Source organism: Acinetobacter sp. YH18001 (genome assembly GCF_013416975.1).
In the GTDB taxonomy this organism is placed as follows: Bacteria; Pseudomonadota; Gammaproteobacteria; order Pseudomonadales; family Moraxellaceae; genus Acinetobacter; species Acinetobacter pseudolwoffii.
The window spans coordinates 26631-48679 of the sequence record NZ_VPEU01000018.1 but is presented as its reverse complement, the minus strand read 5'-3'; the positions used below and the strand labels follow the sequence as shown (position 1 = coordinate 48679).

22 protein-coding genes are annotated in these 22049 nt (G+C 43.5%); 13 read left to right on the top strand and 9 right to left on the bottom strand.

What is annotated here, in order from left to right:
* Nucleotides 1-27: 27 nt before the first annotated feature.
* From FTV48_RS07860 to FTV48_RS07845, 4 genes are all read left to right on the top strand, one after another.
* Nucleotides 28-594: a DUF4142 domain-containing protein gene (locus tag FTV48_RS07860; RefSeq protein ID WP_179999916.1), complete on the top strand. Its 567-nt coding sequence runs from the start codon at nucleotides 28-30 to the stop codon at nucleotides 592-594.
* 753 nt (nucleotides 595-1347) lie between these two features.
* A complete protein-coding gene (locus FTV48_RS07855) occupies nucleotides 1348-2670 on the top strand; it encodes an NCS2 family permease (protein WP_005097450.1) in 1323 nt (440 codons plus the stop codon).
* A gap of 76 nt (nucleotides 2671-2746) precedes the next feature.
* Entirely contained in the window at nucleotides 2747-3748 is a 1002-nt protein-coding gene (locus tag FTV48_RS07850) for an adenosine deaminase (RefSeq protein ID WP_005097449.1), read from the top strand.
* 52 nt (nucleotides 3749-3800) lie between these two features.
* Nucleotides 3801-4145, top strand: a complete 345-nt coding sequence (locus FTV48_RS07845; protein WP_179999915.1) for a hypothetical protein — start codon at nucleotides 3801-3803, stop codon at nucleotides 4143-4145.
* A gap of 57 nt (nucleotides 4146-4202) precedes the next feature.
* Here FTV48_RS07845 and FTV48_RS07840 read toward each other — a convergent pair whose 3' ends face one another.
* Complete coding sequence (locus FTV48_RS07840; protein ID WP_005170241.1) at nucleotides 4203-4754, bottom strand: cytochrome b; 552 nt, start codon at nucleotides 4752-4754, stop codon at nucleotides 4203-4205.
* A 218-nt stretch (nucleotides 4755-4972) separates the two neighbouring features.
* Between FTV48_RS07840 and FTV48_RS07835 the strand changes: the two genes are divergently transcribed.
* Both FTV48_RS07835 and rnhB read left to right on the top strand, forming a co-directional pair.
* Nucleotides 4973-5344 (top strand): hypothetical protein, encoded by a 372-nt coding sequence (locus tag FTV48_RS07835; protein ID WP_005097446.1) that lies wholly within the window; start codon nucleotides 4973-4975, stop codon nucleotides 5342-5344.
* A gap of 57 nt (nucleotides 5345-5401) precedes the next feature.
* On the top strand, nucleotides 5402-5995 hold the full coding sequence (rnhB, locus tag FTV48_RS07830; protein WP_005170243.1) for a ribonuclease HII: 594 nt from the start codon (nucleotides 5402-5404) through the stop codon (nucleotides 5993-5995).
* A 101-nt stretch (nucleotides 5996-6096) separates the two neighbouring features.
* Here rnhB and csrA read toward each other — a convergent pair whose 3' ends face one another.
* From csrA to alaS, 3 genes are all read right to left on the bottom strand, one after another.
* On the bottom strand, nucleotides 6097-6351 hold the full coding sequence (csrA, locus tag FTV48_RS07825; RefSeq protein WP_005097444.1) for a carbon storage regulator CsrA: 255 nt from the start codon (nucleotides 6349-6351) through the stop codon (nucleotides 6097-6099).
* 249 nt (nucleotides 6352-6600) lie between these two features.
* Nucleotides 6601-7881, bottom strand: coding sequence for an aspartate kinase (locus tag FTV48_RS07820; protein ID WP_005097443.1), 1281 nt, complete (start codon nucleotides 7879-7881; stop codon nucleotides 6601-6603).
* A gap of 64 nt (nucleotides 7882-7945) precedes the next feature.
* Nucleotides 7946-10639 (bottom strand): alanine--tRNA ligase, encoded by a 2694-nt coding sequence (alaS, locus tag FTV48_RS07815; protein WP_171304331.1) that lies wholly within the window; start codon nucleotides 10637-10639, stop codon nucleotides 7946-7948.
* 388 nt (nucleotides 10640-11027) lie between these two features.
* Here alaS and gap point away from each other — a divergent pair, with 388 nt between their 5' ends.
* Together gap and FTV48_RS07805 are read left to right on the top strand one after the other, a co-directional pair.
* Nucleotides 11028-12050 carry a type I glyceraldehyde-3-phosphate dehydrogenase gene (gap, locus tag FTV48_RS07810; protein WP_005097441.1) on the top strand — a complete coding sequence of 341 codons (1023 nt, stop codon included), beginning with the start codon at nucleotides 11028-11030 and terminating at the stop codon, nucleotides 12048-12050.
* A 191-nt stretch (nucleotides 12051-12241) separates the two neighbouring features.
* The gene (locus FTV48_RS07805; RefSeq protein WP_005170248.1) at nucleotides 12242-12538 is read left to right on the top strand and encodes a hypothetical protein; all 297 of its coding nucleotides are present in this window, start codon (nucleotides 12242-12244) and stop codon (nucleotides 12536-12538) included.
* A 43-nt stretch (nucleotides 12539-12581) separates the two neighbouring features.
* On the opposite strand, the gene FTV48_RS07800 is transcribed toward FTV48_RS07805, so the two are convergent.
* Nucleotides 12582-12881 (bottom strand): AzlD family protein, encoded by a 300-nt coding sequence (locus FTV48_RS07800; RefSeq protein WP_179999913.1) that lies wholly within the window; start codon nucleotides 12879-12881, stop codon nucleotides 12582-12584.
* Nucleotides 12878-13627, bottom strand: coding sequence for an AzlC family ABC transporter permease (locus FTV48_RS07795; RefSeq protein WP_179999912.1), 750 nt, complete (start codon nucleotides 13625-13627; stop codon nucleotides 12878-12880). The genes FTV48_RS07800 and FTV48_RS07795 overlap by 4 nt, the downstream gene beginning before the upstream one ends.
* Before the next feature lie 147 nt (nucleotides 13628-13774).
* Between FTV48_RS07795 and FTV48_RS07790 the strand changes: the two genes are divergently transcribed.
* The 5 genes from FTV48_RS07790 to FTV48_RS07770 all read left to right on the top strand — a co-directional run bounded on the left by FTV48_RS07790 (nucleotide 13775) and on the right by FTV48_RS07770 (nucleotide 18349).
* A complete protein-coding gene (locus FTV48_RS07790) occupies nucleotides 13775-14230 on the top strand; it encodes an Lrp/AsnC family transcriptional regulator (RefSeq protein WP_005097437.1) in 456 nt (151 codons plus the stop codon).
* Between the two features lie 208 nt (nucleotides 14231-14438).
* Nucleotides 14439-15605: an ATP phosphoribosyltransferase regulatory subunit gene (locus tag FTV48_RS07785; protein ID WP_005170256.1), complete on the top strand. Its 1167-nt coding sequence runs from the start codon at nucleotides 14439-14441 to the stop codon at nucleotides 15603-15605.
* Between the two features lie 71 nt (nucleotides 15606-15676).
* Nucleotides 15677-16996 (top strand): adenylosuccinate synthase, encoded by a 1320-nt coding sequence (locus FTV48_RS07780; protein WP_005170258.1) that lies wholly within the window; start codon nucleotides 15677-15679, stop codon nucleotides 16994-16996.
* 158 nt (nucleotides 16997-17154) lie between these two features.
* Nucleotides 17155-17463 (top strand): hypothetical protein, encoded by a 309-nt coding sequence (locus FTV48_RS07775; RefSeq protein ID WP_179999910.1) that lies wholly within the window; start codon nucleotides 17155-17157, stop codon nucleotides 17461-17463.
* 112 nt (nucleotides 17464-17575) lie between these two features.
* Complete coding sequence (locus FTV48_RS07770) at nucleotides 17576-18349, top strand: M48 family metallopeptidase (RefSeq protein ID WP_005097433.1); 774 nt, start codon at nucleotides 17576-17578, stop codon at nucleotides 18347-18349.
* A gap of 154 nt (nucleotides 18350-18503) precedes the next feature.
* Here the strand turns inward: FTV48_RS07770 and slyD are convergent, their stop codons facing one another.
* The 3 genes from slyD to FTV48_RS07755 form a co-directional block, all read right to left on the bottom strand.
* Nucleotides 18504-18986, bottom strand: coding sequence for a peptidylprolyl isomerase (gene slyD / locus FTV48_RS07765; RefSeq protein WP_005097432.1), 483 nt, complete (start codon nucleotides 18984-18986; stop codon nucleotides 18504-18506).
* Nucleotides 18987-19122: 136 nt separating this feature from the next.
* Nucleotides 19123-20409, bottom strand: coding sequence for an NAD(P)/FAD-dependent oxidoreductase (locus FTV48_RS07760; RefSeq protein ID WP_100355849.1), 1287 nt, complete (start codon nucleotides 20407-20409; stop codon nucleotides 19123-19125).
* 243 nt (nucleotides 20410-20652) lie between these two features.
* Nucleotides 20653-21966: a D-alanyl-D-alanine carboxypeptidase PBP6B gene (locus FTV48_RS07755; RefSeq protein ID WP_005170266.1), complete on the bottom strand. Its 1314-nt coding sequence runs from the start codon at nucleotides 21964-21966 to the stop codon at nucleotides 20653-20655.
* Between the last annotated feature and the right edge of the window lie 83 nt (nucleotides 21967-22049).

The following is a 22049-nucleotide window of genomic DNA, read 5'->3' as shown; positions in this document are numbered from 1 at the left end:
TCAATAAAACCTTAAAAGGATGCCATTATGAAAGCTATTTTAATGAAGAAGATGATTCAGTGTGCTGCAGTCAGTGGTGTATTGGTTTTTGCTGCAGGCCAAACTATGGCAATGAATCAACAATCTAAGAATACTGCTCAACAGCATTCCCAAGTGTCGAATGACAGTCGTGTGACTTTAACTGACAGTCAGGTGATTAAGGTATTAAGTACAGCGAACAACGGTGAGATTAAGCAGGCAAAAACAGCCCTGCCTAAACTGAAGACAGATGAAGCCCGCAAGTATGCCCAAATGATGATTAATGATCATTCAGCAAATGAGAAAAAAGCTCAAGCCTTGGCAAATCGTTTAAATTTAACGCCACAAACCAGCACTCTCAGTACTGGATTGCAAAATGATAGTGATAAGGTGGTGGCCAAACTGAGTCAGTCATCCGTAACAGATAAGGACTATATGATGAGTCAAGTTGAAGTCCATCGTAAAGTGGTGACAATGCTCGACAAGCAGTTGATTCCAAATGCTAAAAATATAGAGTTAAAGAATATGCTGACGCAAACCCGTACTGCGGTTGCTGCACATTTGAAGAAAGAATGAAAAATTAATTAAGTAATAATAAATAAAACGATAGAAAAATATCGCTAAACGGTTTAAGAAGTGCATTCTATCGGGTTAAATGTAAAGTAAGTCACAAGTTTATTAGGTTTTTTGTTAGCATAATTGCACAGTGTTACAAAGCAGAATAATAAAAATGAAAATACATGCTATTCCTGTTTTTGTGTTAATGGTCAGTGTATTAGGATTCTGCGTGCATAAACAGGCAGAAATCAGAAAATACGAAAAAATCCGTCATGTCTTGAATGAAGCGCGTGACTCCAGCAAATTGTTAGACTCTAATCGGCATCGACATTAACACATGCATCAATTTTCTTTTTTTTCAATTTAGCGTAATTAATAAAATTAACTCAATAATAAATATAATAAAATATTAAAAATATTCGAATTAAATAGATTGATTTTAAATAAAGTATAAAATCAAAGAAGCAATCAGAAATCAATGTGTTATAATTTGCCACCTATAAAGATGAAGCAAACTTCATCTTTCTAAGCATTTGATTTATATCATTAAATAGAGCTGCATAAAAGTTATGCAGCTTTTTTGTTTAGATTTTTTGGGGTTTTTATAGCATAGCCCTGGGGCTGTAAGCTGTTCAAACATTTGAACCCGTCAAATGGCTATACTGGCATATTCGTTGCTAACACATCCTCAAAATAAATGAATTTTTTGTGAAATTTCATTTATTTGACGGCGTGCTTGAAGCATAAAGTTTACTCAATAGGGGCTAGGTCATGACGACTCCTAATCCATCTTCAGAAAATATGCTTGAACGTCTGTTTAAACTGAGTGAAAACAAAACCAGTTTCCGTACAGAAGTTCTGGCTGGTGTAACTACATTCTTAACCATGTGTTACATCATTATTGTCAATCCAATGATCTTGTCCGAAACAGGGATGGATCATGGGGCTGTCTTTGTAGCAACCTGTCTTGCAGCTGCGATTGGCTGTTTAGTCATGGGCCTGATTGCGAATTATCCAATTGCGCTGGCACCAGGCATGGGCTTAAATGCCTTCTTTACCTATTCTGTATGTCTGGGAATGGGGGTGCCTTGGCAAACCGCCTTGGGTGCAGTTTTTGTTTCAGGTCTGGTCTTTATTGCCATTAGCCTGTTTAAAATACGTGAAGCCATTGTCAATGCAATTCCAATGTCGCTCAAGCTCGCGATTGGTGGTGGTATTGGCTTGTTCCTGGCATTGGTTGCACTGAAAAATGCCGGAATTATTGTGGATAATCCAGCCACACTGGTGGGCTTGGGTGATCTGAAACAACCTTCTGTATTATTAGCACTTTTTGGCTTTTTGTTGGTTGTGGTAATGCACCAGTTTAAAGTCCGTGGTGCGATTATCATCAGTATTCTGGTGGTGACTGCCATTGCAACGGCACTAGGTTATAACGAATTCCAAGGTGTAGTGGGTCATATTCCATCGCTGGCTCCAACATTCATGCAAATGGATTTTGAAGGCCTCTTTACTGCCAGTTTAATTGGAGTGATTTTTGTTTTCTTCCTGGTCGATCTGTTTGACTCTACCGGGACGTTGGTTGGTGTTTCGCATCGTGCAGGTCTGTTAAAAGACGGGAAATTACCACGTTTGAAGAAAGCCTTATTTGCTGACTCATCAGCGATTGTTGCTGGTGCGGCACTGGGTACTTCTTCAACTACGCCTTATATTGAATCTTCTGCGGGTGTGGCAGCAGGTGGTCGTACCGGTCTAACCGCCGTGGTGGTTGGATTGCTGTTTATTGCCTGTTTATTCCTGGCACCGCTTGCACAATCAGTTCCGAGTTTTGCCACTGCGCCAGCATTGTTATTTGTTGGTGTGTTGATGATTCAGGGTATCGTCCATATTGACTGGGAAGATATTACTGAGGCAGTACCGGCATTTTTAACCATCGTATTTATGCCATTTACCTATTCGATTGCGGATGGTATTGCGATGGGCTTTATCAGCTATGCACTGATCAAGTTGTTGACTGGTAAGGCTGCGACTGTACCGTATATGGTCTGGATTATTGCTGTTCTATGGACGCTTAAATTCGCACTGTTTGGTGGCTAATTTTTCTACATTCAGAAAGGGTGTAAACTGAGTTTGCGCCCTTTTTTATTATTTAAAGGTTTCACGAGGAGAAGTGATGAACCGTCTTGAGTTGATTCGCGCTTTGCCAAAAGCCGAGCTTCATGTTCATATTGAAGGCACTTTTGAGCCTGAGCTAATGTTTGCAATCGCTCAGCGTAATCAGATTGCCATCCCGTATAAATCTGTCGAGGAAGTTAAGCAGGCTTATAATTTCCATAATCTTCAGTCCTTCCTGGATATTTATTATGCCGGGGCCAATGTACTGATCCATGAACAGGACTTTTATGACCTGGCTTGGGCCTATTTTGAAAAATGTGCCGAAGACAATGTGGTGCATACAGAAATGTTCTTCGATCCGCAAACGCATACCGACCGTGGAATTGCTTTTGCGACCGTCATCAATGGCCTGCAAAAAGCCTGCGATGATGCCAAGGCCAAGCTTGGAATCAGCTCACATTTGATCATGTGTTTCCTGCGTCATTTAAGTGAAGAAGCGGCCTTTGAAACGCTGGAGCAGGCATTGCCCTATAAAGACCAGATTATTGCGATTGGTCTGGATTCAAGTGAAGTCGGGCATCCACCTTCTAAATTTGAACGTGTCTTTGCCAAAGCGCGTGAAGCAGGGTTTTTGGTCGTAGCACATGCGGGCGAAGAAGGCCCGGCAGAATATGTCTGGGAAGCTCTGGATTTACTGAAAGTTAATCGTATTGATCATGGGGTGCGTTCAGAAGAAGATTCTGAGTTAATGCAACGGTTGATTCGCGAAAAAATGCCCTTAACGGTGTGCCCGCTGTCAAATCTGAAGCTTTGTGTGGTCGAGGATATGCAGCAGCATAATATCCGTCGTCTCTTGCAGCAGGGTGTCCATGTTACAGTCAACTCAGATGATCCATCCTATTTTGGTGGCTATATGAATGACAACTTTATTGCCATTGCTGAAGCGCTAGACTTGAGTAACGAGGAATTAAAGCAGTTGGCAACGCACTCCTTTGAAGCGTCGTTTATTCCAGAGGCTGAAAAAGAGAAATGGATCAACCAGATCCGTGCCTTGGTTTAAGTTTTTACAAAAGGCAGAGTTCGCTCTGCCTTTATCATTTTTATAGGCCAATATGAAATTGAAAAGTTTACTTCTGATCCTCAGCATATTGTTGATTTCTGCCTGTTCTAGTGCGGATATGACATTGACACAGCGTACTTTAAAACCTTTGATTGAATATCAATGCAGTAAAGAGCTGCAAAATTCCAAAGTTTGGAAAGTTTCGACCTACTTAATGCAGGACACCAGTAAAGTTGAACTTGAGAAAAATGTGTGTTCATGTGTGGGTGAGCATGCGTTAAAAGATGTGCCTGCCAAAACTTTGTTACAAGCCACAGTTGATGAAACAGCCAAAAAAGAACTGACGCAAAAAGCGATTGCAAACAGTCTCAGAAGTTGTCTCAAGGAATTTATTTAATGAAACAGCCTGCAAGCACAGACTGAGAACATTATTTAGCCCATATTAATGGTCTAATTATTTATCCTGTTGGGTCATACTTTTTAATACATGATCTTTATCGATAAAATGATGTTTAAAGGCTGCGGCAATATGGCCAACCAGTAGAACGCCGACTGCCCAGGAAAGCCAGATATGCAAGGGCTTAACAATAGCGGTCACAGCCGAGTTTTCGGCAATGAGGGGTGGCAGGTTAAATAAATACAGCACCGGTGCTGGATAACCCAAACTCCAGCTATACAAACAACCTGTAAGGGGTAGGGCAATCAGCATGAAATACAGCGCCAGATGACCAGCATGTGCCAACGTTTTCATCCGCGGTGACATACTCTCAGGCAGTGACGGCGCCGGATGGGTATAGCGCCAGAAAATTCGAACAACGAGCAGGAAAATAATGGTGGTTGCAATATTTTTATGCAGTGAAATCACATCACCCTTAAAGCTGCCATCAACCTCATAACTTAAAAAATTACCACTATAAAAACCGATGAGCCAGGCCGCAATAAAAATAACCGCCATGATCCAATGCAGCCATTGCGCTGTTCGTGTGTAATACAGTGATTTATTCATCTAGATATTCCGTTGCTCTTCAATAAGGCCGAACCTTAGCAAAGGGTGAATCAATTCAGCAATTCCAAATCTGCAACGCTATGGTGGCTTTCATGCAACATCTATTAAATTGGTTGGCTGTAGATTAAACATGCTTAGTGATTTTTAGATTTCTTATTCAGGTGAATTTCGGCACAATAGCGACAGTCTTCATCTATGAATGAATAAGGAATATATCTGTGAAAAAATTATTGGCTGTACTTGCACCACTGACTCTGGTTTTATCAGCGTGTACAGCGACAGGCACTTCTGAGGCGCCAAGTACCACTCAACAACTGGGCGGCACTGCGCTTAAAATCGCGATCAATGCAAAATGCACCACTGAACTGAATAATATTCCAGCGTGGCAAACGGCAACACGTTTAATGACCACAACACAAAAGCAAAATATCCAGTCTGAAATTTGTGGCTGTGTCAGCGAAAAAGCACCGCAAAATGTGACAGCGGTTGATTTGGCGACTGCTGCGATTGATCCGGTGGCACGTACCACAATCGTGGGCAATGTGGTTGCAAAAACCATTAACGCTTGTGTGGCTGAAGCTGTAAACTAAGCCAAGATTAAATTGAAATAGGCTGACAGGTTCAGCCTATTTTTTATGGGAAATGACATGAAAATTGCTGGTGTAGATGAAGCAGGGCGTGGACCGCTGGTCGGTTCAGTGGTGGCGGCCGCGGTAATTTTAGATCCAAATAACCCGATTGAAGGTCTAAATGACTCTAAAAAACTGACTGAAAAGAAGCGTGAAAAACTTTTTATCGAAATTCAGGAAAAAGCGCTGGCTTGGGCAATTGCTGAGGCGTCAGCAGCAGAAATTGATGAGCATAATATTCTGCAGGCATCCTTACTGGCAATGCGCCGTGCTGTAGAAGCTTTAGCGATTCAACCTGAGCATGTGCTGGTCGATGGCAATAAAGTCCCTCAGGGGCTAACGATGAGCTGTGACGCGATCATTGGTGGCGATGCTTTGCATGCAGAAATTTCTGCTGCTAGTATTCTGGCCAAAGTTACCCGTGATCATCAAATGATTGAGATGGATCTAAAGCATCCACAATTTGGTTTTGCCAAGCACAAGGGCTATCCAACCAAAGCACATTTTGAAGCGATTGCCTTGCATGGGGTGATTGATGAGCACCGTCGTAGTTTTGGGCCGGTAAAAAAGGTAGTTGCAGCATTGCTGGAACAGCAGGGCGCAGAACTTTAATTCTTATTTAATTTAAAGGTTCTGAATATTGAAATGTGTATTCATTAAAGTATAGATCAATTAAAAGCGGCTTCAAAGCCGCTTTATGATTTACACAAAAATTAACGGTTAAAGTTATTTTGTGTTTGGTTTTCATCTTCATACGAAGGTTGGAAATCCTGATCGATATGCTGAAGATGTTCATGCATTGCACGTTCATGCTGGATACGCTGGTAAATCTCTTCACGGTGCACAGAGACTTCTTTCGGAGCATTGACCCCAATACGAACCTGATTACCTTTTACACCAAGCACAGTCACGCTGACTTGGTCTCCAATCATTAAAGTTTCCCCGACACGTCGAGTCAAAATCAGCATGTTTCTCTCCTTGCAAAATGCAAAACCTGCAATCTATTGAATATAAAACAAAAACACAACCAAAAATTAAAAAATAAAATCTGGATAGAAATTCTGTCATCTGGGTGAAAGATTTTAATCTATCTCAGTTTTTTAAAAATCCTCAGGCTTAATATAACAGAGCCACTATAAAAAAAACTATAGTGGCTCTGAATTTTTGTAGAGATTTATAGAATACTGTCAAACAATGACAATATTTTGTCATTCCTCTTAAGCGCGTACGCTTGATTCACCTTGTTCGCGGTCTAGACCGAAGGCGGTATGCAGTGAACGAACTGCAAGTTCCAGATAGTTTTCTTCAATAATCACTGAAATTTTGATTTCAGAAGTAGAGATCATCAGGATGTTAATACCTTCAGCTGCCAGTGCGGTAAACATTTTGCTTGCAACACCTGCATGTGAACGCATGCCTACACCGACGATAGAAACTTTGACGATATCTGAACGGGTAGCGACTTCACGTGCACCAATTTCCTGAGCGGTTGCTTCGAGAATGGCTTTGGCCTTGTTCAATTCGCTGCGGTTGACTGTAAAAGTAAAATCAGTCGTACCATCTTCTTCAACGTTCTGGATAATCATATCCACTTCAACATTGGCATCACCAATCGGGCACAAAATTTTAGAGGCGATGCCCGGTTCATCAGGTACACCTAAAATCGTTAATTTTGCTTCGTCACGGTTAAATGCGATACCGGAGATAATTGGCTGTTCCATATTGTCTTCCAATTCAGTCGTAATAAGTGTACCCACGTTTTGCTTAAATTCTTCGTCGAATGCGCCATCATTGTCATTGTCGAAGCTGGATAATACGCGTAAAGGTACTTGATATTTACCGGCAAATTCAACTGCACGAATTTGCAGGACTTTTGAACCCAGTGACGCCATTTCAAGCATTTCTTCAAAGGAAATACGGTCAACTTTCTTGGCTTTGGGTGCAACACGTGGATCAGTGGTATATACGCCATCAACGTCTGTATAAATCTGGCATTCATCGGCTTTTAGTGCAGCAGCAATCGCGACACCTGAAGTATCAGAACCGCCGCGGCCTAAAGTGGTGGTATTGCCATGCTCGTCAAAACCCTGGAAACCTGCAACTACAAGTACACGGCCAGCATCCAGATTCGAGTTCAGGACTTCAGTATCAATTGATTCGATACGTGCCTTATTGAATGAGCTGTCGGTTTTCATGCCAACCTGGCGACCTGTCAGTGATTTTGCTTCAACGCCAATAGAGTTGAGCGCCATCGCTAACATAGAAATCGTAACCTGCTCACCCGTAGAGACCATCTGGTCTAGTTCACGTGGGTCAGGGGTTTCGGTAATGGCTTTCGCGAGAGCAAGCAGACGATTGGTTTCGCCACTCATCGCTGATACAACCACAACCACCTTGTGGCCATGGTCATGCCAGCGTTTCACACGACGAGCAACATTTAAAATGCGCTCGGGAGTACCCATAGAGGTACCGCCATATTTTTGAACGATTAGTGCCATAGTTGTTCCATATAAGCCATGACCCTGATAGTCCTATCAGGGTCAGTTACACAAAATTGAAGTTTTATTTTGCTGCCAGCCAGGCAGTTAAATCTGCCATCACCGGAGCAAACTTCTCGTTAAGTGGCGCGCCACCTTGTGCCAAGTCAGGTTTACCACCACCTTTACCACCCAGCTCGGTTGCCAGATGTTTGATGATGTCACCCGCTTTTATAGATGCAGTAAAGTCTTTTGCTACAGATGCGATCAAGCTCACCTTGTCACCCTCTACACCTGCAAGCACAATGACTGCATTTTCTAATTTTGATTTCACACCGTCATGCAGGTTGCGTAGTGCTTTCGCATCCATATTTTCAACGGTTGTAATCAAGGTTGCACGACCTGCAATGGTTTGAACTTGGCTTAGAAGTTCACCGGCTTGCAGGCTAGCAAGTTTCTGATTCAGTTGTTCGATCTGTTTTTGCAAGCCAGAGGCAGTATCAACTAACGCTTCAACTTTTTCTAAAGTCTGGTCTTTTTGCGCTTTGAGCAAACCGTTAATCGTATTGATGTCACGATCGGCTTTTTGTGCAACTTCAACTGCTTTGGTGCCTGTCACTGCTTCAATACGACGTATACCTGCTGCAACACCACCTTCAGAAGTGATCTTGAACAGACCGATGTCACCGGTACGTTTTACGTGAATACCACCGCAAAGCTCGATGGAGAAATTTTTCTCTTCAATCACTGAACCCATCGACAATACACGGACTTCGTCACCGTATTTTTCGCCGAACAGCATCATCGCGCCTTTGGCTTTGGCAGATTCAATATCCAGCAGTTCAGTAGACACCGCAGTATTGGCAATTACTTCAGCATTGACCAGACGTTCAATTTCTTGCAGCTGTTCAAAGCTAACCGGTTGATCATTGGCAAAGTCAAAACGTAACACATCAGATGCGACCAATGAACCCTTTTGTTGTACATGTGAGCCCAGAATTTGACGCAGCGCAGCATGTAGTAGGTGAGTTGCAGAGTGGTTGCGTGCAGTTGCTGCACGAATCTCGGCTTGCACTGTTGCTTCTACATTTTGAGTAACTTTCAAGTTACCCATGGTCACGATGCCTTGGTGTACAAATGCACCACCAGATTTTTTCGTGTCCTGAACTTCGAAAATCCCGGTATAGTTTTTGAAAATACCTGTATCACCGATTTGACCACCGCTTTCTGCATAGAAAGGAGTCTGGTTGAGTACGATTAAAGCTTCGTCGCCTTCAACGACTTCATCTACTTGCTCGCCATCTTTATAGATTGCGATGATTTGGCCTTCGCCTGCAGTTGCATCATAACCATCAAATTGAGTTTCGCCTTCAACTTTGACAACACTGTTGTAATCGATCGCGAATTTACCTGCATCACGCGCACGTTGACGCTGTGCTGCCATTTCAACTTCAAAGCCAGCTTCGTCAATGCTTAAGTCACGTTCACGTGCGATATCCGCAGTTAAGTCCGTCGGGAAACCGTAAGTGTCGTAAAGTTTGAAAACCACTTCACCCGGAATCACAGAACCTTTTAATTGTGCCAATTCGCCTTCAAGCAATTTCAAACCTTGCTCAAGTGTTTTGGCAAATTGTTCTTCTTCTTTGAGCAGTTGAGCTTCGATACGTGCTTGTTGTGCTGCAAGTTCTGGATATGCTTCGCCCATCACTTCAATAAGCGGCTGCAACATTTTATGGAAGAATGAACCGGTCGCACCCAGTTTGTTACCGTGACGCACTGCACGGCGGATGATACGACGCAGTACATAACCACGACCTTCATTTGATGGATTTACGCCATCAGCAATCAGGAATGAACATGAACGTGCATGGTCAGCAACCACTTTAAGTGAAGCAGGGTATTGTACAGGTGTGCCTTTTTCAGCCGCTTCAGCTTCAAGTGCAGTAGTATCCAGACCAATGATCTCAGCCGCAGATTTGAGTAAGTGCTGGAACAAATCGATTTCGTAGTTTGAGTTGACATGCTGTAAAACTGCAGAAATACGCTCAAGACCCATACCAGTATCTACAGAAGGCGCTGGAAGCGGATGAAGTACGCCATCACTCGTGCGGTTAAACTGCATGAAAACGTTGTTCCAGATTTCAATGAAACGGTCGCCATCTTCTTCAGGTGTGCCCGGCAGGCCACCCCAGATGTGATCGCCATGGTCAAAGAAAATTTCAGAACATGGGCCGCAAGGACCTGTGTCGCCCATCGCCCAGAAGTTATCTGATGCGTATTGACCACCTTTGTTGTCACCAATACGGATAATGCGAGATGCATCTAGGCCGATTTCTTTGTTCCAGATGTCGAATGCTTCGTCATCGGTATGATAAACAGTGGCATAAAGCTTATCTTTAGGTAGCGCTAACCAGTCATCGCCCGTCAAAAAATCCCAGGCAAATTTGATCGCATCACGTTTGAAGTAATCACCAAATGAAAAGTTACCTAACATTTCAAAGAAGGTATGGTGACGCGCGGTATAACCGACATTATCCAAGTCGTTGTGTTTACCACCTGCACGTACGCATTTTTGTGATGATACGGCACGGACATAATCGCGTTTTTCTAGACCTAAGAAGCAATCTTTAAACTGGTTCATACCCGCATTGGTGAACAGTAAAGTTGGATCATTGGCGGGTACTAGTGAACTCGACGCGACACGTGTATGCCCTTGCGATTCAAAGTAACGCAAAAATGCTTCACGAATTTCAGCTGATGTCATAAAACGAGTACTCACAACCAAGTCACTCCATAATTTCCGATTTGGCTAAAACACCACAGTCTGACAAGCACATGAGAGCTCTGCTGCAATGCGGGGCTTAAAAATTTAAAACGCCAAATTATAACGGAAAAAGCGGTATGCACCAATCATTTTAAAACCAATTGCCAAGGAATTATTGACTCGGGTTTAGTGCTGAATTCATAAAATGAATTTTCTATTCAGAACAATTCGGTTATATCCATCTATTTACACAGCATCAGAATTTTAAAAGATCTGAATACTGGGCGATGTATCAGAAATAAAATAATCGAAAATCAATATTTTCACTGAAGTTTTTCATGTACTGCGCAAGAAATCCTTTAACATAGAGGAGTTTTAAAATAGGCATATAAAAGGTTGAGTCATGCAACGAGTGGCAATCAATGGATTTGGGCGTATTGGACGTAATGTATTGCGTGCCTGGTTTGAAAATCCGAAAGATTTTAAATTTGAAATCGTTGCCATTAACGATATTGCTGATGTTGAAACCTTAATTCATCTGTTTAAATATGACTCAACCCATGGCCGTTTTCCGGGACAGGTAGACGTCAGCTATGATGCCGAACATATTTATCTGCATCTCAGCTATCAGGATGCCAGCTTAAAAGTTCAGGTTTTGTGTGAAGCCAACCCGGCGCAGCTTCCCTGGCAAAAACTTGAAGTAGATGTAGTGCTGGAATGTACCGGGCTGTTCCGTTCCCGTGCAGCTGCGACCCAGCATATTGAGGCAGGGGCGAAACGGGTGATTATTGGCGCAGCACCCTTTGATACTGTCGATGCTGCGATTGTGTATGGTATCAATCATCACGAAGTTAAAGCCACCGACCAGATCATTTCCAGTGTGTCCTGTACCACTCAGGCCCTAGTACCGCTGGTCAAAATCCTCGATGATGCTTTTGGCATCAGCAGTGCGTTAATGACCGAAATCCATGCGGTGACCGCAGATCAATCTGTGCTGGATCAGGCGCATCGCGATCTGCGTCGTGCACGGGCAGCAGGACACAATATTATTCCCACCACATCCAGTGCGCTGGGTGCATTAAAGCGGGTTATGCCAAAAATGGAAGATCGGATTGACGGTTATTCAATTCGGGTGCCGACCATTAATGTCGCAGCAATTGACCTGACCTTTGTTTCCCAGTCACCGATTACCGATCATAAACTGAATGAAGTGTTAATTAAGGCGGCGCGACAGGATTTTGCCGAAATCATGTCAGTGACGGATGAACCTTTGGTGTCGAGTGATTTTAATCATTCTCCTTATTCCTTGATCGTTGACCTGACCCAAACCCTAGTGGTGGGACAACAGGCCAAGGTCTTTGCCTGGTATGACAATGAATGGGGTTATGCCAACCGCTTGCTGGATTTATGTGAATCTTTTCATTAAGTTTGACTTTGCTAAGCCTGAAAAGTGCCGATATACGGTGCTTTTTTTGCTTTAAACATTCTTGATATGCGTTGTTTTAATAGAATTTGCGCGTAATTGATCGAAAAGCAGCGTGAGTGCTTGAATTATTTGCATCATCTGCATGATTTTTCGTTAAGATAAAGCCAATAAAATGAAATAAGAGCAAGCATATGATGTTGGTTTGGGGATTTATTATACTGCTCACATTGGCAGTGATTTTTCTAATCTGGCTGCAGTTCAATCAGAATGATGGTTCAGGTGTTGTGGAGGGCGTGCCGGTAGAAGAGAAAGTCGCGCATCTGGAAGAAAATTTAAAAAAGACCCTGGAAATTATGCAGGACTTGGCTAAAAAAATGCATGTACAGCAGGAAGTGCTGGATCAGACCACAACCAAACTGCAGCAGGTCGAGTTGCAAAATGCAGAGCTGGTCAGCCTGCTCACCAAGGTCGTAGACCCACAGAAATAAACAGAATCCCTTTAGAAATCATATAAAGTGTTCTGTTTGAGGGCTAGACGAGAAGAGTTCTTAAGACGGCTGCAGACACCATGCTGATGGCAACTGTGGGGAGCAAGCCAAAACGCGTAGCGGCGAACAGCGTTAAAGCCAAAGCGATCAGATCTGCAGGGTTGTCGCGTACAAAATACGGTGCGATGACTGAAATCAGCACGCAGCCGGGGACTACTTCCAGAATTTTACGCTGGCGCTGTGTCAGCGGTTTGTTTTTTAATAAGACATAGCCCAAGATCCGGGTTAAATAGGTGGTCGCAGCAATCAGGATAATAGCCACCAAGGTGCTCATCTGGATCATGTTTGATCCTCTTGAATCAGGAAAAATGCCGAAGCGATTCCAGACAAGGCGCCAATTGGCACGTACCAGCCCGCAGGTAAATATAAATAAGCCAAAGCCGCACAGACTAAACTGACCAGCCATGGCCGGGCAGCCTCAAAACCTTTCCACATGCTTCGCATCAACACCAGAAATACAGCAGGAAAGGCCATATCAAAGCCCCAGCGGTTGATATCGCCTAAAACAGGTCCAAGCATCGCGCCCAGTGTGGTAAAACCGACCCACATCAGATAAAGACAGAAACATAAACCGGCATAGTAGGGCATGCTAAACGCAGCACGATAACCCAGTTGCGCCTGTTTCCTTTGTGCATCAGCCAGACCGAGTGCCCAGCTTTCATCGACCATAAAAAACAGCGCCGGAAAAACTTTACGATTCGGGAGATGCTTTAAATACGGAACCAAACTGGCGCCCATCAACAGATGCCGGCTATTTACCAGAAAGGTAATGAACATCAGCATGAGTAAATTTGGTGGACTGCTCCAGACTTCCAGAATGGCAAATTCAGAACCGCCGGCAAAGTTCAAACCTGTCAGTAATGGCACTTCGAGCAAGCTGAAATTTTTCTGTACTGCCGTTGCACCCAGCACCAGCGCAAAGGGGATAATCCCTAAAAGCATGGGAATAGAATCTTTCATGCCACGTTGAAATTCGCTGAAATCGGTAGGGACAACTACCGCCGCGGTGCTTTGTCTAAACAAAAGCATGTCAGTGACCTGAGGGCTTCAATATTGAGCCGTATTTTATAGCGATAATCGGGCTATTTGCTGTTGTAGTGCATGCAATTTAAATTTGATTTGGAATTAAATTACGCTAAATTAGCTTTAAGGGGTTTTAAATACTAAAATAACAAGATGGATCAAATTGATAAACGCATTTTGCATGAACTGCAAAAGAACGGAAAATTGCAAAATAATGAACTGGCACAACTGATTGGCCTGTCTGCATCTCCATGTTTAAGAAGAGTCAAGCAACTGGAAGATGATGGGGTCATTGAGCAGTATGTCGCCTTACTCAATCCGCAAAAGGTCAATCTGGCAATGAGTGTATTTGCACGGGTTTGGCTTAAATCTCAAGAAGCCGCCGTGGTCGATCAATTTGTTGAAGCCATCAAGGAGATGCCGGAAGTGGTGGAATGCCAGTTAATGGCGGGAGATTGTGATTTCTTTTTAAGAATTGTGGTGGCTGATCTGGATGCCTACCGTAAATTTCAGATTCATCATTTGACTCAAATTCCCTGCATCCAAAGTGTAAAAACTGAAATTCCATTGCAAACGGTAAAAAGCACCACCGCATTGCCATTGGTCTAAAATGATTTTTTGTTTATAGCGCGTGCTGGTCATACACGATAAAACGCTGATAGTTGACGCAATTGTGGCTCATTGCATAAGAGAGTAAAAATTATAAAATTTTGCGATGCACAGCCAAAACTATCGTGTTAGACTAGGAGAAATCGGGTGTGCTCCCGATTTTTTTATGCGGATTCGTTCCGCGCTGACAAGAATTTAGGTTTACAACATGCCCATTTCAGAGACATGGTTATTACCTGATGGTGTAGCTGATGTATTACCAGAACAAGCGCAAGTCATTGAAAGTTTGCGCCGTAAATCACTGGATTTCCTTGCATCTCGAGGTTATCAGTTGGTGTACACGCCATTCATTGAATACATCGAATCTCTCTCTTCTCTCTCAGAATCGAATCAAGATTTAGACTTAGCCACTTTTAAAGTCATCGATCAGCTTTCTGGTCGTTTGCTTGGTGTGCGTGCCGATATGACACCACAAGTGGCGCGTATTGATGCACATGTACATCCAGTGGAAGGTGTGGCGCGTTACTGCTATGCAGGTACCGTTCTGCATACCAAACCACGCGGTTTTAATACCTCGCGTGCGCCTTTGCAGTTAGGCGCCGAACTGTTTGGTTCAGACAGCATCGATGCCGATGTAGAAATGGTCGATTTAATGATCAGTCTGATTCAGGAAACAGGTCTGGCAGACGGAATCCATCTGGACTTAGGTCATGTCGGCTTATTCCGCAGTCTGGTGGCTCAAGCAGGTTTGAACAAAGTTGCTGAACGTAAACTGTCTGATTTATACCAACGTAAGGCCTTGCCAGAGTTGGAAGAATTTACGGCAGAACTGAAATTTGGTCAGGACTTTTATGCACTGGGCCGCTATGCCAGCGATCTGGACGCATTACAGGCAAATTTAAGTGCTGAAGTGTTGGCGAATCCAGCCTTCAAGCAAGCTTTTGATGCCTTACAAATTACCAAAGATCAGGTTCAAGCCCGTTGGCCAAACTTGAGTATTGGGATTGATGTGGTTGAATTGCGTTCATACCATTATCATACTGGTCTGATGTATGCAGTCTATGCACCGAATCGTGCAGCAGCACTGGCACAAGGCGGTCGTTATGATGGCATTGGTGAACATTTCGGTCGTGCGCGTCCTGCCACAGGTTTCTCTTGTGACTTATATGCGTTAAGCGCAGGTCAGTTTGACGCTGTACACGTGGTAGTTGCACCTAAAGGTGTCGATGCAGAACTTCTGAATGCGATTCAGAGTATTCGAGCACAAGGCTTAAGTGTAATTCAGTTACTCGGTAATGATGATTTAAACTCAATTCCATATGCGACGCACCAGCTGGTGAACGTAGATGGTGAGTGGACAGTCAAAACGATTTAAATTGCTTGGCTCAGTGTTCATGTCACTGAGCGGGGCTTTCAACTTTAACAGCATGATGCAATGAGGCTATTATGGGCAAGAATGTTGTGGTACTTGGTACCCAATGGGGCGACGAAGGTAAAGGTAAAATCGTCGACCTGCTCACAGATCAAGCGGCAGCGGTCGTTCGTTATCAAGGCGGACATAACGCAGGTCACACTCTGGTGGTGGGTGGTAAGAAAACTGTCTTACACCTCATTCCATCTGGTATTTTACGTGAAAACGTATTGTGCTTAATTGGTAACGGTGTTGTTCTTTCTCCTGAAGCGCTCATCAAAGAGATGGACATTCTTGAAAAAGAAGGCGTTCCTGTTAAAGAGCGTTTACGTATTTCTCCAAACTGTCCACTGATCCTTCCAAACCACATCGCACTGGACCAAGCACGTGAGAAAAAACGTGGTAATGCGAAGATTGGTACAACAGGTCGTGGTATCGGTCCTGCATACGAAGACAAAGTGGCGCGTCGTGCAGTTCGTGTTGCTGATCTGGTACGTGGCGGTGAACATCTTACTGCCCAGTTAACTGAGCTTCTGGATTACCATAACTTCCAGCTTACTCAATACTATGGTGTTGAAGCAGTTAAGCTAGAAGACGTACTGGCACTTTGCGACGAATGGCGTAAGGTTGTTGCGCCGTTGGTTGTAGACGTAACAACTGAACTGCATAACTACCGTAAAAACGGTGACAACATCATGTTTGAAGGCGCGCAAGGTTCACTTCTTGACGTTGACCATGGTACATACCCGTATGTGACATCTTCAAACACCACTGCTGGTGGCGTAAGCTCAGGTTCAGGTCTGGGTCCTTTGCACCTTGATTATGTACTGGGTATCACCAAAGCCTATACCACTCGTGTCGGTGCAGGCCCATTCCCAACGGAATTGGTTTATGACGCTGCAAACGATGTGGGTGATGCGGTTGGTAAACACCTTGGTACCATTGGTAATGAATTTGGTGCGTCTACTGGCCGTCAACGTCGTTGTGGGTGGTTCGATGCTGAAATTCTACGTCGTTCAGTAGATGTAAACTCACTGTCTGGTATTTGCCTGACTAAACTTGATGTTCTTGATGGTTTAGAAGAAGTGAAAATCTGTGTCGGTTATGAAGCTGCAGATTCTGGTTGTGTCGGTTCTTCTGATGCGCTTGCATTCGAAACTTTAAAACCAATTTACGAAACAATGCCAGGCTGGTCTGAGTCAACTTTCGGTGCAAAATCGCTGGATCAGTTGCCACAAGCTGCATTGAACTATGTAAAACGTCTTGAGCAACTGATTGAATGTCCAATCGACATCATTTCAACCGGTCCAGACCGTGAAGAAACTATCGTTCTTCGCCACCCGTTCGATGCTTGATCTTCATTTGGTTAAAGTTTGAATGATAAAACCCATCTCCGGATGGGTTTTTTATATCCAAAAACTATAAATTTGGCCCAAGACTAAAGTTGCATCGGTGCTGTGACAAAATGTGCTTTAACATAGCCGTATATAAAGAAAGAAAAATGAGCGAAAGGATGCAAAAAAATATATCGGCGACCATGTTTTATTCATTGTTGTTCGCCATGGGCGGGGCACCCACCATCGCTATGATGATTATTCGCGCACAAACTCAAAATCCTGAGATTATTTATAATGCACTGGTCGGCCTGAGTGTCATTATTGCCTGTATGCTGGTGCCTGTTATTTTATTGCAAAACGCCTATTTATTTTTTAAACGTAAAGATGAAATTCTGGAACAAAAAATAAAACCCTTAAGCCAGGTTTATCTGGGCTTGAACATTATCTGTCTGATTTATTGGTTGGCGATACAGTACTTGGCTTAAAAATTACAGAATTTATAAGAAGATGGAGTAATTAAGCGTTTAGCTCCTGTATGCTTTCACTTATAATTTTTACAATGTAAATTAAGCTTGGGCTAAGGTAGAGTTGATTATAATGAAGAATAAATTTTTATTGGGTATGGCGGCTGCCGCAGCCGTGACATTGTCGGGTTGTACCACTATTGCGGATATTGCCGGGGCTGATTCTGCGACCTTAAATGCATCTGCGACACAAAGCTATAATGCCATGGTCACTGATGCCAGAAATAAAGGTCAACTGGACACCAGTTCAGCGACCTATAAACGTATTAATACCGTATTTAACCGTTTAAAGCCGATTGCGAACCAAATGAACCAGACTGGTACAGCATTCCAGTGGCAATTGGCTGTGCTCAAGTCCGATCAGGTTAATGCCTTTGTTGCACCGGGTGGTAAAGTGGTATTTTATACCGGTATTGTGAATAAGCTGAATCTGACCGATGCTGAAATTGCAGCAATTATGGGTCATGAAATGGTACATGCCTTAGAAGAGCATTCTAAGCAGAAAATTGGTGCTCAGGCGCTCACCGACCTGGCTTTAGGCATTGGTCTGAATGCAGCTGGTGTGGGCCAGGGTGGCGCAGCAGCAGCGCAATTAGGAAGTCAGATCGGGATTGGCCTGCCATACTCGCGTAATCTGGAAAGCCGTGCTGACCAGGGTGGCTTGATGCTGATGGCACGCGCAGGTTATAACCCGAATGCAGCGATTACCTTGTGGGAAAAAATGAACAAACTTGGTGGCAGTAATGGCGCAACCTTCCTGTCTACGCATCCATCGAACAGCCAGCGTATTGGACAAATGCGTCAACAGTTACCAGCAGCCATGCAGATTTATAATCAACGCAAATAATCCAGCGATTATTCTCTAAAAGAATCTCTTGATTGGATTGAAACAGCAGGGCCATGGTCCTGCTGTTTTATTTCCCATTTTAAAATGAATATTTTGGCGACAATAAAAAAGGCAAAGTTTTCACTTTGCCTTTTTTACACTCGATCAGAAGATCTTAGTGCTGGTGACCACCTGCACCGTGTACATGACCGTGATCTAATTCTTCTTGAGAAGCTTCACGAATCGATACAATTTCAACTTCGAAAGTCAGGTCTTGACCAGCAAGCGGGAAGTTCGCATCTACAACAACATTGTCGCCTTCAACTGCTTTAACAGTTACGATTTGCACGCCGTCATCAGTTTGAGCTTGGAACTGCATACCTGCTTGAATGTTGTCTACGCCTTGGAACATTTGCGCAGGAACTTCTTGTACGAGGTCAGGGTTATATTCGCCATAACCTTCAGCAGCAGGAACATTAACAGTGAATTTTTCACCCACAGTTTTGCCTTCTAACGCGTTTTCTAAACCTGGGATGATGTTACCTGCACCGTGCAAATAGGCAAGTGGTTCACCTTGAGATTGGTCGAGAGTTTCACCCTCTGCGTTAGTCAATGTGTAGTGGAAAGAAACCACGAGGTTATTTGCAATAGCAGTCATGTGAATTGATCCATTCAATTTTTTAAGGGTACATCATAAAGTGAAATTGCATTTTTGTAGACTAAAATTAGCAAAAAAACGCAATTTGACAATTTTATTGACGATTTTTTCATTGATTGGGCCAAATTCTGGAATTTCAATGCAATTTCAGCTTTGGAGAGATTTTTCGTGTAACTAAATCTTTTGCAGTCAAAATACCGGCATGGGCATAACCATGAATGGCCGCCTGATGAATCCGGTATAAAGAGACATACATGGTTTTGGCGACAAAGCCTTGCACATTGACCTGACCCAGCAATTCCCCCACAGCTTTATTCTGACTTAAGGAAATCAGGGAGCCCTTGTCAGAAAATTTAAACATCGGCAAATAGCTATCTCCATTGACATGGGCTTTTAAAGCATTGGCCAGAAAGCTGGCTTGCTGGCTGGCCACTTGAGCACGCGGCCCTAATACCGGTTGATCTGCCGCAGGCTGGCAATGCGCACAATCACCAAATGCAAAAATACTTGGATCAGATTTGGTTTGCAGCGTGGCATAAACTTTGAGCCGATGAATATGGTCTTTTTCTATATCGTCGAGTTGTGCCAAGACTTCCGGTGCTTTGATCCCTGCAGCCCAGACTTTGATTTCAGCATCCAGACTGGAACCATCGGCAAAATAAATCTTGTCTTCATCGACCTTGGCCACTCGATGACTGGTCAGGACTTCAATACCGAACTGTTCTAACTGTTTCATGGTATTTGCAGCAACTTTAGGCGAGAGTGCAGTCAGAATACGATCCGCGGCTTCAATCAAGGTGATTTTGACTTTGTTGGGATCGACCTTGTTTAAGCCATATTGAAAGAAATTCTGTTTGGCTTCTACCAGCTCCGCTGCCAGTTCTACCCCAGTCGCACCGGCACCAATAATAGCAATATTCAGCTCACGACTTGAAGTCTCATGTTGAGCATTTAAATACAGGTGCAGCAGATCCTGCTGAAAGATATCTGCCTGCTGACGGCTGTCGAGAAAATGACAGAACTGTTTGACCCCTTCGGTATTAAAGTCATTTGAGGTTGAACCTAAAGCCAGTACCAGTGTGTCATAGCCAATACGCTGATTTTTCTTGGGCTCACTTTTTTTAGAGAAATATTCTGTTTCGACGATGATCTGTTTCGCTTCGCGATCCAGACCTGTGAATGTCCCCAAAACAAACTCATAATGATGCGCGGCAGAATGGGCAAAATAATTGGTTTCTTGCTGATGTGGATTTAAGGTACCTGCGGCGACTTCATGTAGCAGCGGTTTCCAGAGATGTGTCAGTTTTTGATCAATCAAAATAATTTGGGCTTTGCCGTTTTTACCCAGGCTATCACCCAGTTGTGTCGCCAGTTCCAGACCACCAGCGCCACCACCCACAATCACGATTTTATGTACTGTCATGCGTTCTTAACCTGTTTATTTTTTTAATAAAAATAAGAGAAATAGAGAGAAAATATACTATGGCATGTGCTAAATCGCGTCTTGATTAAAATTGTTATACACATTACAAAACGTAGCAATTCTGTGAGAGCGGGTAATAATTGCTGCGTTTCGGGCGGGGTGCCTCATTTGGGATAGATCATGAATCAGCTAGAAGGCTACATCAGCGCTTCTAGCTTGAAGAATTACTTGATATTGAGAGGATTATTGATCTAGAGGATACAGTTTTACGCCGGGTGTTGAGTCTGAAAAGAAACTGAATAAACCTTGCAGCCAGCTAAAGAACTTCTGCAATGGGTTGGCTTCTTCAATTTCGACATGATCTTCAATTTGAATGGTGCGAATTAACTGATTATTTTGATAAATCTGAATCGTGGCCAAAGGCATCATGCTGGCTAAGGGCGCAATGAGTTCAGATGCCTTCATTTCAACATTGATATGGGTCTGGGTTTCCTGAAGTGGCTCGATACTTTTTAAAGCGCCATCACCTGTATTTAGCATGACGCGCTGATGGGCCTGATCAAACTGATTCAGGTCAATGCTATAGCTCTGATCATAAAGCGAGGTAGTAATAATCTGCGGCTGCTTGGTTTGTACCTTAAACATTTTTAAGGTGGATTTAATTACAGGTAATTCAGCCAACAGTTGCTGATCTTTGATCGCGACTTCATTGCGGGTATAGGTATAAGCCAGATTCATCAGTTTATGCGATATCTCAGCGCGCTTTGTGGCGCTTTTAGTGCCTAGCACTACCACAATCAGACGGCGCTTCGGCATTTCAAAGTCTGCTGTAACACGATTGGCTGTCAGCGCCAGGTTATAACCGGCCGCACGGGTAAAACCGGTTTTTAAACCATCTACGCTTGGGTCGACCTGAAGTACACGGTTGGTGGCACGATGAAAATGCTGGTTATAAGTGAAACTTGGCTGTTTGGAATAATACAGATAATCCGGGGTTTCATTCACCACCGCCATAGAGAGTCGGGCCAAATCGGCAGCAGTCGAATAATGCTCGGGCATGGTAATGCCGGCCGGATTCTGGAAATTGCTATGCTGCATGCCCAGTGCTTTGGCTTCCTGATTCATCCGTTCTACAAACTGGGGAACACTCCCCGAGATTTTCTCAGCCAGCGTCAACGCTGCATCATTGGCAGACATGATAATCAAACCCGCCAGAAGCTGATCGACTGTAATCAGATCACCTTCTTTCAGATACATCTGTGACTCATCCCACATGACATTTTTAACCACAGATGTGGCAGTTAAAACTTCATTTTTATCTAATTTTCCGGCCTCAATTTCCTTTAAGGCAATATAAGCCACCATCATTTTGGTCAGCGAAGCCGGCGCACGTTGCACATCGGCATTGTGTTCTGCAATAACTTGACCAGACTGTGAATCCAGAATAGTCCAGGCTTCAGCTTCAACGCTTTCAGGCAGAATATTGAGTAAGGCAGCATGTGAAAATGCAGAAATAAATAAGCTGAATACCGCAATCAGTGAGATGATGTATTTCAAGGATGTTCCTTAATAACCCGTCGGGCGTTGAACGATTAAATTTTCAGGCATGCTATGCCTTTTTTATACAGATAGCTAGTCGT